Source organism: Algoriphagus yeomjeoni, assembly GCF_049821175.1.
GTDB lineage: Bacteria > Bacteroidota > Bacteroidia > Cytophagales > Cyclobacteriaceae > Algoriphagus > Algoriphagus yeomjeoni_A.
The window spans coordinates 291,931-307,869 of sequence record NZ_CP187512.1 but is presented as its reverse complement, the minus strand read 5'-3'; the positions used below and the strand labels follow the sequence as shown (position 1 = coordinate 307,869).

14 protein-coding genes are annotated in these 15,939 nt (G+C 41.2%); 2 read left to right on the top strand and 12 right to left on the bottom strand.

The window, feature by feature from the left end:
* Window positions 1-82 precede the first annotated feature (82 nt).
* Both ACPUEN_RS01160 and ACPUEN_RS01155 read right to left on the bottom strand, forming a co-directional pair.
* On the bottom strand, window positions 83-1,405 hold the full coding sequence (locus ACPUEN_RS01160) for a TldD/PmbA family protein (RefSeq protein ID WP_425638006.1): 1,323 nt from the start codon (window positions 1,403-1,405) through the stop codon (window positions 83-85).
* 16 nt (window positions 1,406-1,421) lie between these two features.
* Window positions 1,422-3,065: a TldD/PmbA family protein gene (locus ACPUEN_RS01155; RefSeq protein WP_425638005.1), complete on the bottom strand. Its 1,644-nt coding sequence runs from the start codon at window positions 3,063-3,065 to the stop codon at window positions 1,422-1,424.
* A 498-nt stretch (window positions 3,066-3,563) separates the two neighbouring features.
* Between ACPUEN_RS01155 and ACPUEN_RS01150 the strand changes: the two genes are divergently transcribed.
* Entirely contained in the window at window positions 3,564-4,289 is a 726-nt protein-coding gene (locus ACPUEN_RS01150; protein WP_425638004.1) for a hypothetical protein, read from the top strand.
* Window positions 4,290-4,427: 138 nt separating this feature from the next.
* Here ACPUEN_RS01150 and ACPUEN_RS01145 read toward each other — a convergent pair whose 3' ends face one another.
* From ACPUEN_RS01145 to ACPUEN_RS01135, 3 genes are all read right to left on the bottom strand, one after another.
* On the bottom strand, window positions 4,428-5,036 hold the full coding sequence (locus tag ACPUEN_RS01145) for an alpha-ketoglutarate-dependent dioxygenase AlkB family protein (RefSeq protein WP_425640228.1): 609 nt from the start codon (window positions 5,034-5,036) through the stop codon (window positions 4,428-4,430).
* 13 nt (window positions 5,037-5,049) lie between these two features.
* Window positions 5,050-5,892 carry a bifunctional helix-turn-helix domain-containing protein/methylated-DNA--[protein]-cysteine S-methyltransferase gene (locus tag ACPUEN_RS01140; RefSeq protein WP_425638003.1) on the bottom strand — a complete coding sequence of 281 codons (843 nt, stop codon included), beginning with the start codon at window positions 5,890-5,892 and terminating at the stop codon, window positions 5,050-5,052.
* A gap of 526 nt (window positions 5,893-6,418) precedes the next feature.
* Complete coding sequence (locus ACPUEN_RS01135) at window positions 6,419-7,564, bottom strand: cystathionine gamma-synthase (RefSeq protein ID WP_425638002.1); 1,146 nt, start codon at window positions 7,562-7,564, stop codon at window positions 6,419-6,421.
* Between the two features lie 129 nt (window positions 7,565-7,693).
* Here ACPUEN_RS01135 and ACPUEN_RS01130 point away from each other — a divergent pair, with 129 nt between their 5' ends.
* Complete coding sequence (locus tag ACPUEN_RS01130; protein ID WP_425638001.1) at window positions 7,694-8,389, top strand: VTT domain-containing protein; 696 nt, start codon at window positions 7,694-7,696, stop codon at window positions 8,387-8,389.
* Between the two features lie 77 nt (window positions 8,390-8,466).
* Here the strand turns inward: ACPUEN_RS01130 and ACPUEN_RS01125 are convergent, their stop codons facing one another.
* The 7 genes from ACPUEN_RS01125 to ACPUEN_RS01095 form a co-directional block, all read right to left on the bottom strand.
* Window positions 8,467-8,607 (bottom strand): DUF2256 domain-containing protein, encoded by a 141-nt coding sequence (locus ACPUEN_RS01125; RefSeq protein WP_425638000.1) that lies wholly within the window; start codon window positions 8,605-8,607, stop codon window positions 8,467-8,469.
* On the bottom strand, window positions 8,604-9,233 hold the full coding sequence (locus ACPUEN_RS01120; protein ID WP_425637999.1) for a flavin reductase family protein: 630 nt from the start codon (window positions 9,231-9,233) through the stop codon (window positions 8,604-8,606). The genes ACPUEN_RS01125 and ACPUEN_RS01120 overlap by 4 nt, the downstream gene beginning before the upstream one ends.
* A gap of 17 nt (window positions 9,234-9,250) precedes the next feature.
* A complete protein-coding gene (locus ACPUEN_RS01115; RefSeq protein WP_425637998.1) occupies window positions 9,251-10,363 on the bottom strand; it encodes an FAD-binding domain-containing protein in 1,113 nt (370 codons plus the stop codon).
* Window positions 10,363-10,626, bottom strand: coding sequence for a TIGR03643 family protein (locus ACPUEN_RS01110; protein WP_425637997.1), 264 nt, complete (start codon window positions 10,624-10,626; stop codon window positions 10,363-10,365). Before ACPUEN_RS01110 ends, ACPUEN_RS01115 begins: the two co-directional genes overlap by 1 nt.
* Before the next feature lie 552 nt (window positions 10,627-11,178).
* Entirely contained in the window at window positions 11,179-13,362 is a 2,184-nt protein-coding gene (locus ACPUEN_RS01105) for a molybdopterin cofactor-binding domain-containing protein (RefSeq protein ID WP_425637996.1), read from the bottom strand.
* A gap of 7 nt (window positions 13,363-13,369) precedes the next feature.
* Window positions 13,370-13,840, bottom strand: a complete 471-nt coding sequence (locus ACPUEN_RS01100) for a (2Fe-2S)-binding protein (RefSeq protein ID WP_425637995.1) — start codon at window positions 13,838-13,840, stop codon at window positions 13,370-13,372.
* Between the two features lie 588 nt (window positions 13,841-14,428).
* The gene (locus tag ACPUEN_RS01095) at window positions 14,429-15,928 is read right to left on the bottom strand and encodes an alkaline phosphatase D family protein (protein ID WP_425637994.1); all 1,500 of its coding nucleotides are present in this window, start codon (window positions 15,926-15,928) and stop codon (window positions 14,429-14,431) included.
* Window positions 15,929-15,939: the final 11 nt, after the last annotated feature.

Below are 15,939 nucleotides of genomic sequence, written 5' to 3'. Positions count from 1 at the left end.
AAAACAAGTTTCAAGAAATAATCAGTGATCAGTAAGCAGCCGAATTGAGACTGCAAACTGACCACTGTAACTGTAAACTGATTTAAACCGCGTCCGACAAACTAGTGAACGTAAAGTCCCGAATCTTCATCGCAGGAATCAGATCACCTCCTACTCGCTGAGGTTTGCCCATTGATTCAATATTGTTCAACATGATAATCGGACTCTCGTTGAATCGGAAATTTTTCACAGGGAATTTGATCTGACCGTTTTCGATGTAGAAAGTACCGTCACGGGTCAAACCTGTAAACAGCAAGGTCTGAGGATCCACAGCTCTGATGTACCAGAACCTAGTGACAAGCACACCTCTTTCGGTGCTTTTAATCATATCTGCAATGGATTCATTTCCACCAGCGAAGATATAACCACCTCTTCCGGGACTTGAGAGCGGCGGTACACCTTGCTTCTCTGCCCAATAGCGGGAATAAGCGAGATTTTTCACTACACCATTTTCTACCCAGGTAGTCTTTTGCCTCGGCAGGCCATCGCCATCCCAAGGAGACGAAGGGATTTCTGTATTGGTAGGATCAGACGTGATGGTCACACGCTCGTCAAATAACTTCTCTCCAAGTCGGGTTCCACCGCCTTTTTTGCTCATAAAGCTTCGTCCTTCATCGGCACTTCTGGCATCAAAGCCTCTTGTGAGCAAGCCTAGCAAATCTCCGGCTGCTGTAGGCTCCAAAATCACTGTGTATTTACCTGGCTCGATAGCCTGTGCATTTGCAGAAGCTTGCGCCTTTTGCATCGCGATGCTGGTCACATCTTTCGAGTTCAAAAGATTGACATCATTGAAATCACGTGTAGCATATCCAGATCCTGTCCCGTCGGTAGTTCTCACTGTGATAGAAAAATCCACCGAGGTGCTCGTATTATAACCGAATAACCCTTTACTATTTCCAGTTGCTACGAACCCTGAGAAGTCTTCCAAATAACCTGCAGCTGTAAGATCTCCTACACTGCTCACTTCGATACTATCTCCAGCTAACTTAGCACGGAATTCTGGATCAATTTTATCGGTAGCTGCACTGAATGTCGCTGCTGCAGGATAAGTTTGGGGTCCAAGCATCGGCATGTACTCCGGATTTTCCGGAGCTAACTTTGCGATTTCCTCCGCTCGTGCTACGACTTTTTTGAGCGATTCATCATCTAATTCACTGGTGGATGATGACCCCACTTTTTTGCCAAACACCGAATTGACACTTAGTCGAATTTCGTTGGTTTCACCACTGGTGTTGACCGTGTTTCTGGCGTATCTAATATTGCCTGTTCTTCCCCCGAAAATGGAAACTTCCATCTCGTCCGCCTTGGAATAGGAAAGTACTTTATCTATAATTTGCTTTGCTTGTTCTCTAGTTAATATGGCCATAATTTCCGCGTTGAGGTTAAATATTTCTTCCCGTATTGATCACGTTCACGCCGTCAAAACGGGTAGTTGAACTGCCATGAGAAACTGCTGATGATTGTGAAGGTTGGCCTTTGCCATCATTGAATGACCCAAAGAACCTGTAATCATCTTCGTCGCATATCTGGGAGCAAGAATTCCAAAACTCCTGCGTGTTGGACTGGTAGGCTACATCTTCCAGCATTCCGGTGATTTCGCCATCTTTGATTTCGTAGAATAATTGACCTCCAAATTGGAAGTTGTAACGCTGCTGATCAATGGAATAAGAGCCTCTTCCGAGGATGTAAATCCCCTTTTCAACATCCTTAATCATATCTGCAGGACTCAACTTTTCCTTTCCAGGGCGCAAAGAAACATTTGGCATACGCTGGAACTGCACCGAACTCCAGTTGTCTGCAAAAGCACATCCGTTGGATTCGTTCTCACCCAGGATTTGCACCTGATCACGAATAGCCTGATAGTTCACCAGAATGCCATCTTTGATCAAATCCCACTCCTTACATTTCACTCCTTCATCGTCATATCCTGTATTTCCAAGGGAATAAGGCTGAATCTTATCTGCAACAATATTCACCTTATCGGAGCCGTATTTGAAGTCACCTGATTTCCATTTGTCCAGCGTAGCAAAGCTAGTTCCGGCATAATTTGCTTCATAGCCAAGTACACGGTCCAACTCAAGCGGGTGTCCTACAGATTCGTGAATCGTCAGTCCCAAGTGATCAGGGTCGAGTACCAAATCATATTTTCCTGGGATCACTGATTTCGCGGTGATTTTCTCGGTGGCATGTTTCGCAGCATTAACTGCATCTTCCACCATATCATAAGAATTCTTGTAGCTGTTAAAGCCTGCAGGATTCATCATTTTATCCTTGGCTAAGCCATCCATATATTCATAGCCCATGCCCATAGGCGCGCTTAGTGCTTGTCTGCTACGGAATCCGCCTGCACCTTTGTTCACAGCTGTGACTGAAAATGTAGGCCAGATTCTATGAATATCCTGATCAATATAAGATCCGTCTGTAGAAGCGAAATACTTCTGCTCATTGATTATAAACAAGGCGGAATTGACAAAAGCAGCGCCGTTGTCCATCGCAGAGTTGTTGACGTTTAACAAAAGATCGATTTTATCCTTTACGGGGATTTCCATCGCATTCTTCTGAATCGGGGTATTCCAGGTCACTTCCCCATGGCCGCTTACTGGTGCGAGCACTACCGGTTCTTTTTGCAATTTGGAATTAGCTTTTGCGATAGCTACGGCAGTTTCTGCGCAGCTCTTAATTCCATCTGGGGTCACATCTGAAGTGGCAGAAAATCCCCAAGTGCCATTTGCTATCACTCGAATACCAACGCCAAACGTCTCAGAGTTTGAGATATTCTGAACATTTTTCTCTCGTGTGCTTACGTTTTGGCGCAGATATCTTCCGATCCGAACATCTGTATACGTAGCTCCTTTGGACTTAGCAGCATTCAAAGCAATGTCTGCAAGTACTTTTTTGGCAGCTGGATCCATTCCTGGTATAAGCAACTGCTCAGCCGAGACGGGATTTCCCATCATGACTAATCCGGAGGTAGCTAGAGCGCCAAGCCCCATTCCGGAAAGGTGGATAAAATCTCTTCTTTTCATCTATTTGTAATTTGATTTATTGTGGTTATCCCAGTACTATCGGGAGGAATCTCGCATCACCTATGAACATCCCAGTGTGTCTCGCCTTCGACATGCCTGGCTAACTCAGATAGGCTCGGTTTCTTGTGTTATTTTATTGATTTTGATTGGTTACCCCAATTAATCGGGGTAGGCTTTGGAATCTCTTAAAACGAATATTCATTATTCTATGTGGGGCATAGTGTCATGTTCGATTTCAATGAATCCTTTTTTAACGTGTATGGTTTATTTTACTAAAATTACCTTGGGTTTAATACTTCTCTCAAAGTACTGTTATCCTTGGATTAAGAAAAATAAAAATACAGACTCGGTAAAAATTCAGGGTGCAAATTGAAAAATCCCTTTTGACTACACGGGATTCATAAATATTTGACCCTACTAACTCCAAAATCTATAGTATTAAATCTGACAAACTATTTCCGATAATATGCTTTTTTACGGCTCAAAATAAATCTTAGTATGTTAGCGCAGATGTTCAAGCCATTCTTACTCGTAATTCTTTTTTGCTTATCTCAGAATTCATTTAGTCAATGTCTCAGCCCTGCTTTATTTGAGCATGTGCTCGCTCAGCTGGATGTTGAAGAAGACAAATGCTTTATGCCTTTAGTCAGTTGCCTAGAGATCTCAAATGAGGAAACAGTTCTGGTGATACCTGAGATAGAAGAATCGGGTGAAGGCTATGTTGTGCTCAACAGTCACATCCTTGTCGTAAACAGTGCTAATGGAGCTATCAAATCTTGCTTTTATAAAGAGAAAGCTTGGTTAACGGACGCTCTAAAAATTAATAGTCTTGAAATCAGGTACCAACCATACAAGCTAAATTCTACTTCTGAAACCCTTGGAATCATTATTGAGTACGAAGGAAGCAGTAGTGTATTTCCAAGTGGAATTGAGGAGCTGAGTTTGTATGAAAGGAAAGGCGAAGAGATAAATCTTCTACTCGAGAACTTTGAACTTCTAAAGTTAAATGGAGACACAGATGGAATGACTAATGGACTGTTTGAGGTACACAATAAAGCGATTGAACCAAGTTCAGTTCTTACTAATGGTTATTTCGATTTGATGGTAAAGGATTCTGTAACCAACTACCAGTTAATAAATGGCGAAGAGAAAAACATTAATAAAAAGCTGGAAACTGAGGTTTTGATATTCGAAAATGGTGAATACCGCAGGGGAGAAAACTGATTTAAATATTCTGAACTCTTATTCCATTTTGGATTTTTGCTCAGAACATTAGCAGTCTAGCAACTACATTTTTTCAGTTTCAAGCCTGTCCAATTGTCGGAAAGACCAAGGGACCTTGAACCAGTTTTCAGCAAAAGATCACCTCACAATCGTCCGAAAAGTCAAATTCACTCTAGGCTTTGAAATCACCTTGGTTGGAGGTAATCTATGCACCCAATGTGTCTGCGTCGTTCCTTTCATCACCAGTAAACTCCCATTCTCCAGGACTTGCGTGACTGTCTCCTTGGTTACTTTGTGCTTGAAAGAAAATTTCCGCTCAGCCCCGAAGCTCACCGAAGCAATTGCTCCGTTTTTTTGCAAGTCTTTTTCACCATCGCTATGCCAGGCCATTCCCTCCGATCCGTTGTGATACAAATTCAGCAAGCAAGAATTGAAAGTTTCTCCAGACTTCTTTTCTACTAATTCCTTTAACTCCAGCAATTCCTTTGTCCAAGGCAAGGCAGTTTTTGTAGTATTGGAATAGGTGTATTCAAAAGGCTCTTCAGCATACCAAGCTACTTTCCTCTTGGTTTCTATTCTCTTCCCAAAAATTATCGCCACATCATTCTTCCATTGAATCTCATTCAATAAGTTTTCGAAATAGGTTAACGCCTGAGTTGTAGGCATGATTTTTCCATAGTAATTCACCGTACCATCCTTTGGAAGCAGATTTAAATTCTCCTCCGATTCCTGATTGAATAAATCCAAGTTCACTATAAATTCATATGTTGATCTGGGCAGCTTCCCATCCGATAATCGCTGATTTCCTTGTGTTACCCCACATGTAGCCACCGAGCTTGCCGCTAGCCTGAATTACCCGGTGGCAGGGAATCAAAAAAGCAACAGGATTGCTCCCTATGGCAGTTCCAATGGCACGGGAAGCTTTTGGTTTCTCTATTTCAGTCGCGATACTTCCATAGGTTTTCAATTTCCCCAAGGGAATCTTCAAAAGCGCATCCCACACTTTCAATTGAAATGGAGTACCATGCAAATGCAACTTGATCTGATTGAGTTTGTTCCAATCGTGTTGAAAAATAAACAAGGCTTCCTGCTGAATTTCATCTAGAAGTTCATGATACCCTGCATTTGGAAAGCAGGCTTTCATCGTTGCTTCTCCTTCGTTTTGATCTTCGTAAAATGCAAGGTGACAAATACCTTTTGGAGTTGAGGCAACGATGATTTCCCCAAAGGGAGTTTCAGCAAAGCTGTAATTGAGTATTAGGTTCTCTCCACCATTTTTGAATTCGCCGGGAGTCATTCCTTCAATTTTCACAAACAAATCATGAAGCCTGCCAGTACCCGAAAGTCCAGTTTCTTCCGCTACTTCAAAAAGCGTTACTTCCCTACTCTGCAGAAGCTGCTTGGCATATTCCACGCTGAGGTACTGCATAAATTTCTTGGGGCTCACACCTGCCCAATCACTAAAGATGCGCTGAAAATGGTGGGGACTCAGGTTAACCTGCTCCGCTATCTCATCCAAAGAAGGTTGGCTTTTGAAGTTCGCTTGTAGATATTCAATCGCTTCTGCGATGCGTTGGTAATTGATGGATTGGCTCTCGCTCATATTCTAGATGCTAAGTTATCCAAAAGTACCCCGATTAGGGAAATTGCAAAACCCGAATCTTGCGGAGTTTGGCAAAATCGGAAATACAGAATAGCGTTGAGATCTATATTACCATTCGTGCCTTTGGCACTCATTAAATGTATTAATACCAACGAAAACCCAGAATTGCATTCTGGGCTCTTACTGGCTTTGCCGTTAGCAAGGGGAATATGCTTCCATATCAATTTATGCCGATCTAAGAATTTAACATCGATACTATTCAATATGACCTAAATGAATATTACACAGTCTTGGCGTCCCATATTTGTGCCAACGGCACAACCCATAACAGCCCCGAATACAGCGAAGCTAAATTCGGGGTAAGTGGTCAGGTCGATAATATAGAGTGCCAACGGCACGATAGGTAATAAAATGAATTGAATCTTACGTCAAACCCGTCATCGGGACTCTTCACCCTCAGGGTGAAATTGTATAAAAAAAGCCACTCGCTTTTCGCGAACGGCTAAAGTATTCTAACGTAGAAAACTTAAATTTTTGAAAGAGCTTTTGCCAGATCATTCTTTAAATCCTCGGCATCCTCCACTCCCACACTCAGCCGGATAAGAGAATCTACCAATCCTATTTTCTCTCTGTCTTCTTTTGGGATACTTGCATGAGTCATGGTAGCTGGATGTCCGCAAAGTGATTCTACTCCTCCAAGGGATTCTGCCAAGGCAAATATATGAAAGCTCTCCATCACCTTTCTAGCATCAGATTCTTTGTTTCCAACTAGTGTAAAGGAAATCATTCCTCCGTAATCACGCATCTGCTTTCTGGCTATTTCATGATTGGGATGATCTTCAAAACCCGGCCAGTAGACCTTTTCCACCTTTGGATGATTCTTCAGGTATGCCGCAATGGTTTTTCCATTTTGGGAGTGGCGCTCCATTCTTAGGTGTAAGGTTTTGATTCCTCTGATTACCAAGAAGCAGTCTTGTGGTCCAGGTATAGCACCTGAAGCATTCTGAATGAAAACCAGCTTTTTTGCTAGCTCATCATCATTTACCACCAATGCTCCCATTACCACATCGGAATGCCCACCGAGATATTTCGTCACTGAGTGCATCACGATATCTGCACCAAGATCCAGCGGAGTTTGCAGGTAAGGTGAAGCAAAGGTATTATCTACTGCTACAATGATTTTATTGCCTTTTCCCAACTTTGCTACCGCAGCAATATCGATGATATTCATCATTGGGTTAGTAGGCGTTTCCACCCAAATCATACGAGTTTTATCAGTGAGATGATCAGCAATAGAAGCTGCATCTGACATAGGCACAAACTTGAATTTGATCCCATATCGCTCATATACCTTAGTGAAAAGCCTATATGTCCCTCCATAGAGATCATTTGTACTGATGATTTCATCACCTGGATTAAATAGTTTGATTACTGCGTCGATAGCTCCCAATCCAGAGGAAAAACAAATTCCATGCTTTCCATTTTCCAGCGCTGCCAGATTGTTTTGCAAAGCTGTACGGGTAGGATTATGCGTGCGCGAATACTCATAGCCTTTATGATCACCAGGTGACTTTTGCACATAAGTGGAAGTCTGATATATCGGTGTCATTATCGCTCCTGTCGAAGAATCTGGCTCTATTCCGGCATGAATCGCTTTTGTTCCAAATTTCATTGGTAATTGGTTTAGGTTGTTTGGGATCTCTAGAAAATGAAAATCAGTTACGATTTTCAAGGTAATTTTAAGAAGTGCGTGTTAAACTTGCAGACATTCCCAGTAAATCCAATAGGTGAGAGTTCAAATATGACAAAAAAGGGCAGGATATTCAAAACTATCCGAAGGTACTTCGGCAGTCACCCTGCCGGAATTTTTGCTTGGCTTTGGGTCACTGCCATGCCTTTTATAGGAAGTGTGATTTTTGCTACAAAGTATAACCTGTTAGATGCATATCAACTTGAAAGTGGGTTAGATTTTTTCATATATACGGCTATTGGGGCGCTGTTGATGGGTTTGGCGCTGCTGCCTACTACTCTAATCGCGCTGGCTTCCGGATTCTATTTTGGTTGGATATCCTTACCCTTTTTGATTTTGGGCTACTCACTAGCTTCCGTTTTGGGGTATGTTTTAGGTAAAATCACCAACATGGGATTCACAGAATTACTTTTTAAGAAAAACCCAAAATTCAGGAAAGAAATAGAATCCAGAAAAGAAAAAGAAGGCTCTTTGGTCTTCTTCGTTCGGATCTCTCCGATTGTCCCTTTTGCCGTTTCAAATTTCCTCTTTGCCTCAATGAACATCAAGATTTGGAAAGTATTGGTATATGGCATTCCTGGGATGCTGACCCGGACAGTTCTTGCTTTCGCCGCAGGCGTCATTGCCAGTTCTTATTTAGCTGCCAAAGAATCTATGAATAGTCCTTTGCAGTGGGGCATTGGACTTGCACTTTTGGTAATCGGTGTGGCGGGGATTTATAATTACCTGAGGAAAAAGAAAAAATGAACAATGTGCAATACTCAATATTCAATGACCAAGGTTAGGCACCAATTCTAGATTCTCGTATTTGCTTAATAATTTCATCAGAGTCTTTCTGCTTTATTTCTTCTACATCGTTCGCTGCAGTACTTCACCTCTTCCCATTTCTTTTCCCACTTTTTTCGCCAGGCAAAAGGTCTTTTGCAAACTAGGCAAATCTTGGTAGGCAAATCAGATTTTTTCATTTGAATTCAGGAATTTCATTTTCTCTTACGTATGGAAAAGAGTCCAGTTTTTTTAACCCATAGTAGGTATTCAAACCAGAAATCCCAACTCCCGAATAGCCTTCTAAATCCAGTTGCCCCAAGTCATTGATAGTATCATCTGGACAGATAATCATCTCCACCGAACCAATCACGAAAATGCATCCGTTGGGCAAAGGAATACTTTCCACATGCTTCATTCCGATTTTAACTGAACTTTCCTTTACAAAAGGCGCATGGAAGTCTCCAATATATTCTGCTTCAAGCTGCATTCGTTCAAATTCGGACTCTCCTTTTTCCAATTTCGCCGAAGTGTAATGGGCTTTCTGAATAAAAGCTTCTGAGACATGATTAATCGTATAAAACCCAGTTTCCATAATATTGGGATAGGTATCCCGAGGAATATCAGTCTGCGGCCTCATGATAAAAGCCAGCTGAGCAGGACTGGATCCCAAATGAACCACAGAGGAGAATATGGCTACATTTTCCTTGTTAGTTGGTGACTTTGTTCCAATCAGATTTGCGGGTTTGATACCGCTGATCGAGTTGATCAAGTTCAGTCTATATGTACGCTCCAAGCGCTCTATCTCTTCTTTTTGTAGTTGCATAGTGGTAATTATTGAACCTACTTTTCCGCGTCGGCTTCGTATCTAATTTCCTTTTTACACTTTTTCCAAAAAGCGAAGAAAGAAGGAAAATATCCGGTCACTCCACTCATCCACTCTCTGGATTCCTCGTTTCCTTGATAATGTCTGTTGGTGGGATGCTCTTTGTAAATAACTTGCTCTGAGTTTATCAACTCTATCAACTCTGAAAACTCGCCTACGAATAGTTGAATTCCTTGAATGTTTCTTGTGAGATCAAGTGCGAAATCCAGACACTTTTGACTCACTGGATTCTTTTTGAAAAATGAAGGCTCTAGCAAAAAAAATCGCTGTACGTCTTCATCTTGGTGCCAATAGGGGTCGATGTTGTAATAATTGTAAATAAGTGTGGTCTTATTCTTTTCAACTTTTAGATCATCACAAGATGGCAGGATAGTTTCCAGGTGGAAAGGGATGGTATCAAGCAATTGACTTGGAATCTGCATATGCTCAAATTCCTCATATTCCACATCCAGGAAAGTGCTTTTCTGGTTGTCGTCAAAATAGGTGTTAATATTCCACTGATTGGCAACGTATTTCTTACTTGAAAAAGCGCCTGCCACCCACTGCCAGCTCAGTTGGTTGCTCGCTAAATCCCCATCCAACAGGTGGCTATACAACCATTGTGCAGGCTGCAACCAATGTGACTTAGCGATATTGCAGCAGATCGATGCGACGTACATTCGCATGTGATTATGCATATAACCAGTTTTGTATAGCTCCTTGATTGCAAGATCAACTGCATTGATTCCCGTCTCTGCATTGAAAATGGCAGATGGGATTTGATGATTGGAAATGGGAGCTTGCGCCTGCTTGAGATCTTGGTTAATCCCCTCCCCTTTTGCTATCCAAACCTGCTGCCAGTAGTCTCTCCAAGCTAATTCCTGAATGAGTTTTTCAGCTTGGTACCACTTTAGGTCCAGCGTCTTGATATGCTCAAATACTTGCTTGGTGGAAATCACACCGCGCGAAATATAGGGGCTCAACCTCGTGACTGCTCCATCTTTATAATTACGCGAGGAGGCATATCTTACGGGATCGATCGCTTGAATCCTGCTTTCTATTGAGGGTAAATCCGTGGGAAAATGATTCACTAGCTAATTTTATTCAAGGAAATACTTCGTTGTCGGGAACACTTGAATCGCTCGATATCAGGATTTCTCTTCTTAAGATGTTTCTGACTAACACCGCTATTCACGCGCTTTCGCCACATCTTGAAAGAACTTTCCTTGAGCTCCCTTCGCATCAACTTTATCACATCGGATTCATTCACTCCAAATTGTGTCTCTATGGCTTCAAATGGCGTCCTATCTTCCCAGGCCATTTCTATTATTCTATCTGTCTCTCGCTCAGTCATTGGTAGAATTCATATTGTAAAACTCATTTTTCGAGAAAATTCGCTTTTACTCTTTACAAGATTTAAAGCAAGCAGTTGTCAGAAATGTTTTGAGGAATGCAGATTTTCTTAAATAGAATCACTCAGATTGGAAATGAATCTGCTCCTACCAAATGAAACTGCCGATGGTAATTATTGTGCATAATGCAAGTGCCAAAAGACTTACCATTAACAAGGCGGATCTTTCGTTTTTCAAGATGAATTGTATACCAATGAATAAAAAAACAAGCTGGGCGAGCAAAAATGGAATGGTCAAAAGCTCGACAAAAAATCCAATAACAAAAAATTCTAACTGAAAGTAATTGGCCAGCCAAAGGAGGATGAAATAGCCAACAATACTAAAATTGATACCTGTCAATGTTCTATCATTAAATCCTCCACCCATATTTTGGCTTTTTTAAAATTACAACTTGACTATAGGCAAATCGCCTAATCGTTCTTGGTTCATGATTTCATTTCTAAGACTTTTCTTTTTTCATTAGAACAGCAATCCTTCAAAGCTTTGGTAAGCTCTTAGCTACGCAAAGCTTCCAAGACACGCTCCGGGGTAAAAGGCATATGCCTAAGGTGTTTTCCTGTTAATTTCAAAAATGCATTTGCAATCGCTCCTCCAACCATAGGAGTGGCTGTTTCACCTACACCTTCAGGATGATTTGTAGACTCCAGCAGTGAAATTTCAATACTATCAGGGATATCTTCCATTCTCAATAAAGAATAATCATTGAAATTAGATTGCTGAATTTGACCATTGACAATAGAGATTCTTTCGCTTAATACACTGCTAATTCCCATCATGATACCACCTTCCATCTGTGCTTTGACATTGTCAGGTTGGACGATTATCCCTGCATCCAAAGCAACCCAAAAATGATGGACATTGATTTTTCCGGTATTCCGGTCCACCGATATTTCACATACACCAGTTCCTAGTGAACCATGCTCCACAAAAGAAATCCCTTTGGCACGTCCTTCCTTCAGAGGCGTATTCCATTTTGACATTTCAACCACCTTTTCTAAAGTAGCCAATGCTTTTGGAGCCTCTTTCATTAAGTTCCTTCTAAGTACAACAGGATCGATTTTCTGATCAAAAGCTATTTCATCGATCATACTCTCGATGGCAAATTTATTTGGGCCATGCCCAACAGATCGCCAATGCTTTAATCGAATACCGTGCGAAGTTTCACGCCATTCTGCCAGCTGATTTGGTATATCGTAATGACTATTGTCAACTCCACTTGCGACCAAATTCCCTCCATCTCCAACCACGACGTGCGAGAAACCATCGATAGTTCCATCAGCATCTATAGCAGCAGTAATTCTTTGCAAGGACTGAGGTCTATAGGTTCCATATCTCAAATCATCCTCCCTTGTCCAAACTAATTTCACTGGTTTGGGTGCGACTTCTTTCGCTAATACAGCACATTCTTCCACAAAATCACTCATACTTCTTCTTCCAAAGCCTCCCCCTAGAAACTGTAGGTGAACTTTGACATTTTCAGGAGGAATGCCCAATACTCTGGGGACACCTAATTTTGTATCGAAACCCTGTTGGCTACCAACCCATACTTCCGCATTTTGCAGATCTTCGGAAACTTGAATTACAGAATTCAAGGGTTCCAGTTGAGCATGATATACATAATCATTTTTGAAGTCAGCGGTGTGGATTTTGGAAGCAGATTTCAGAGATTTGCTAAAGTCTCCTTTTTCAGAAACAATAGAACCTTTCTCAGTTCGGTTAGCTATTTTTTCATAGTCATCATAAATCTCCTCCGAATTAAAACCTGTTGCTTGTGATGTGCTCCAGTCTATTTTTAGAAGACTTTTAGCTTTTAAAGCCTGCTCCAGATTATTCGCAATGATTCCAATGGCATAGTCAAAAGGCACAATTTTAATAACGCCTTCCAGTCCCAAAATCTCGGATTCATTTAATAAGCTTGGTTTAGAACCATGCAAATTCCCGCGTTCTAAGACTCCATAGACCATGTTTGGAAGTCTAAGGTCAATGGCAAACTGTGCTGTTCCATCCACTTTCGCTGGGATTTCTGTTCGAGGAATTGTTTTTCCGATTAGCCGAAAATCTTTGACTTGTTTGAGTTGCTCCTCCGAAAAATCTGGAATTGCATCCGGCAAAACAAGCAAGGGAACTAATTCACCATAACTGATTTCTTTACCTGTTTTTTCATGGGTGATGACACTTGCTGAGCAAGTGAGTTCTTCTAACGGTACATTCCAATGTTTAGCAGCGGAATTGAGCAATATAAATCGGGCCTGTGCACCAGCTTGCCTCATAGTTGAGAAATAGCTGTTTGTTGTTCTACTACCCACTGTAAACATCATTTTGGTACCAGGAGACCAGCCCGGAGAGCCATAGATATCGCTTTCTTGAGGAGAGAATTCAACGCGGACTTTGGACCAATCTGCATCCATTTCCTCTGCAAAAATCAAAGGGAGTGAGGTCATTGAACCTTGGCCCATTTCTGAAGCAGGATTGTAAATGATTATCTCTCCATCTTCAGATATTTTCACCCAAGCTGATACTTGATGCTTTTCTAATTGCTCATTGATCTTTTTGTTTTCGCTACAAGAAACCAAGACTGGAAATAATCCTGAGGCTCCGATGAAAAGGGCTATTCCACTACCGGATTTTAAAAATTCTCTTCGATTAAGAGACATGGAGTTTTTTGAATCTTTTTTCATGATAAGCTTATTTTGCAGCAATAGTTTTACCTGCCATTTCGATGGCTTCAATGATGCGTAGGTAGGTTCCACATCTGCATAAATTACCGTTCATGAATGCTTTAATTTCATCTCGTGAAGGGGTCGGGTTTTCTTCTAATAAAGCAACGGCTTGCATGATTTGGCCAGAATGGCAATAACCGCATTGTGGAGCCTGTTTTTCGATCCAGGCTTGTTGTACAGGATGATTTCCATCTTTAGATAAACCTTCAATAGTGGTGATTTTCTGTCCATCTGAAAAGTCATCAACCGACAGAACACAGGCTTTCATTGGATTGCCATCGATATGAATGGTACAAGCGCCACATTGGGCTATTCCACAGCCGTATTTAGTGCCTGTTAGCCCCAAATGCTCTCTAATTACCCAAAGTAGAGAGGTACCTTTCTCCACATTTACATCATGTGTTTGATTGTTTATTTCAAGTTTATAAGCTGCCATAGGAAGAATTTGATTTATTCAAGATACTGAAAATAAGCTGTTTGCCAAAGGCAGAAATGATTAGATCAAACCAACTAAGTACCGATGCTAAATGTTAAAATAGAGGGTAAGAAAAAAATCTCTGTTATTCCAGCTTTTATATATTCTCAGTATGGGCAATACCACTTTACAAGCTATTCAGCATCCGAGTCAGAATTTATAGTCTCAATTGCTTTATCAATATCCCCATCTGTCTGTTCTAAACAAATGATATCTAAAATAATATCTGCAAAGATTCTATTTAGCAATAAATAGGTGTCTTACCTTTTTAAAAATGAGAGGAAATCCTCATCTGATAGATTATAACTTTGATGCTTTGGATAGTCAATATCCGGAAAGAATTTTTTATGAATTAATTCTATCATAGAAAACCGTAAAAACTAGTCCATATCTTCTTTATTACTAAAAGTCTAAGATTGTCTGTACTCTTTAAAGCTTTCTAGGGATGTTTCATAGATTGTTAGTGGAGCATTTTAATCAAAAGTTAAATATCTAAACTGGCTTGATTGTGATTGATATTATTCAGCCATAAGGCAATTAATTGATGGGTCATTGATTTGGAATCAACTGATTATAAGAGATTTTATGCTCCTCCATGACATTCCCATATTCATCAATCAACCGAAAGGTAACCGCAGCATCCTCCTCTTCCATAGTAAAAGTAAACTCCCCAAAAGCCTTCAAACCCTGCCCAAGATACCCGAACAACTGCTTACTCGAATCCTTGGCGATTGCTTCCGGCCCAGGCACTCCTCCCAGAGATGCCGGTCCAAATTCATAAAACTCAAACCCGGATTTTCTCGGGATAGTGAACCCTCGCGCTCCATGCCTATCTCCACTCAGTAAGAGTACTCCCGGAATATTTTCTCTCTCGATTAACTTGTAAATCTCTTCACGAGCCAGCGTATCCCAAGTGCCCCAGGAATCTTTGCCGTCAGAGATATAGTCGCTCCACATGGTTCCGCTGGAAATTACTTTGAAAGTTGCTGTAGAACTGGTCAGCACATCCTTCAGCCAACTCAGCTGTTTCTCCCCCAAATAGGCAGTATACGCTCCTCTTCGCTCATTTTCCCTGAAAGATCGAGTATCCAGCATGATCACTTCTATATCTCCAATCCTCGAATTGAAGTAAATACCTGGCGCTGTATTCTCAGGATTATTCCAGTTCTCAGACCAAAGCTCTCGCAGTGCCTCCCTATCTTCTTTGGTAACACCTTTTGGTAATCCACTCAAGTCATTATTCAAATAGTCATGATCATCCCAAGTAGCATATAACGGAACATTTGCGGCTAGCTTTTTCCAGGCCTGTGAAACATCCCGAAGCAAATAATCCGAGCGGTGCATACTTAAATTTATATCCCTATCATCCACAGCCAAATCGCCCAGCAACAGCATAGCCATAGGTTCTCGGGCTAAAATAGCATTCATCAAATTAGGATTATGTAGCCCTATCTTGTGAAAATCTGAAGCAAAAGCTAGCCGTATCTCGCTTGTTTCTTCGATTTTTGAGGCGGTTTGGAAAGTACCGTTAGCAACCTCTGCACCTTGTATTTTCATAAAATAGGAATACTTCGTTGCTGATGACAGATTTCCTAGGACGATTCGCTCAACTTGTCCGGCCACGCTGGGATTAAAAAAATACAGCTTTGTTTCTGTACCAGCTAAATCAGCTATTTCAATTTCAATCAGATCTTTACTAGCAGGTCTGAACCAGATGGTTACGCTATTCTCTTTCAAATCACCCAACATCGGTCCTGAAATCAAAGGAATGCCATTTTTGACAGCAGTTGATAAAATTCTCTCATCTGTAAAATCAACTTCATTTTCCTCAAATACCGACCTAGCTTCCAAATAAAACTTTCTACTATTCTCAGGTAATCTCACATAACTATCGAGAAGCAAACTGTCAATTTCCAACGTTCCCTTGTGTGCTTGTGGTAAAGTGACGTCATGCCTGACCGGAATGGAATCGGTTCTTTGCGCAAAAGTGGCTGCACTAAAAAGAGTGACGATAAGGGCAACTAGGCTAGGCACATTTTTAAATCTCATTGCAGAGTGGG